The 1,171-nt window shown below is 53.6% G+C and carries 2 protein-coding genes; one reads left to right on the top strand and one right to left on the bottom strand.

Annotation, left to right across the window (positions count from 1 at the left end):
- The coding region (locus tag JQ575_RS44220; protein ID WP_283842711.1) for a calcium-binding protein at nt 1-659 on the bottom strand (659 nt) is incomplete at its 3' end.
- Between the two features lie 222 nt (nt 660-881).
- Here JQ575_RS44220 and JQ575_RS46855 point away from each other — a divergent pair.
- Nucleotides 882-1,130, top strand: coding sequence for a DUF6894 family protein (locus JQ575_RS46855; RefSeq protein ID WP_409364897.1), 249 nt, complete (start codon nt 882-884; stop codon nt 1,128-1,130).
- Nucleotides 1,131-1,171: the final 41 nt, after the last annotated feature.

Raw genomic sequence — 1,171 nt, 5'->3', positions numbered from 1 at the left:
AGCGTCGCGTTCCCAATAAGTACGTTGTCGAGATTATTTCCCGATCCGACGGTGGCCGAGCCTATCAAAATTAAATTTTCGACGTTCGGAGTGAGGGCGTAATTGACGCTGCTGTACACTGTATCGATACCCTCACCGGGCAATTCGGTGACCACGTCACCAGGGTTGTCGACTATGTAAGCGTCATTTCCCGTGCCACCGACCATCGTGTCGGCGCCGGCCCCACCATCAAGCAAATCATTGCCACCGGAGCCATCGAGACTATCGTTGCCATCGCCGCCGTACAGCGCGTCATCGCCAGTGCCTCCGGTGACTGTGTCGGCGCCATCTCCGCCGGCTATCAGGTCGTTGAGAACACCACCAGCAATGGTATCATCTCCGCCATTTCCAAGGATGAGATTGTTGCCGGGCAAGCCAACCAGCAAATCCGCAAGGATGGTACCATCTAACAAATTTGCATCGACCTGAAGTAAGGTCAGACTTGCATCGTCGTTGACCTGAAATAATTGTCCGCCGACAATGACCACGTTGTGCAGGAGCCCGTTTGCGCCAGTAATAGCGAATGGAAACTGCAAGATTGACGTGTCAATCGTTCCGTCCGTTGGCAAATTGATCACGGCAGGAAGTTCGATATTAATTGGAAGCCCCAAAATCGACATCGCGCGCGCTCCCTTGTGGGTTGATCGTGCTCATCAATTCCCCGGCCCGAACAAGGGTCCATTCGGACTTCGCAATGTGCTTAGCGGCTGTCGAACGCGCCAATTCCAGTATGACTAAAATTGTCTTCCACCTGATTTCCCGTCGTGAACCTTCTATGTGAAAGTTTTCGGGTCAGGTGAAACAGAACTGTTGCCTGGAAGATTTGTGAATGAACGTGTTCGATGATGCTTATTCAGCGGCAGTTCCTCAAAAAGGATCGCCATATGGGTCGGTTTTTCTTTGACCTGCAGGGCCAGCACAGCGCGAGTGATCCGAGCGGCTTGCCATTCGATAACGAACTAGACGCCTTCCGCGCCGCTCAAAGGTTCGCGGCAGAGATAGCGAGCACCCGGCCATCCTTACGCGGCAATACGTGGGTTGCCGTCCTGCCTCGCAAGAGGGACAGCGAAGCCTTTTGCATCAGCGTGTAATACTTGCCGCTGCCGCTCGTTTGACCGTTCCTTTACCATCG

It is taken from the genome of Bradyrhizobium sp. JYMT SZCCT0428, from assembly GCF_018131075.1.
In the GTDB taxonomy this organism is placed as follows: domain Bacteria; phylum Pseudomonadota; class Alphaproteobacteria; order Rhizobiales; family Xanthobacteraceae; genus Bradyrhizobium.
This window is presented reverse-complemented; position numbering and strand designations above follow the sequence as displayed.

Coding starts and splice junctions, on each gene's coding strand:
- JQ575_RS46855 (WP_409364897.1), top strand. CDS start 882: ATGATGCTTATTCAGCGGCAGTTCCTCAAAAAGGATCGCCATATGGGT.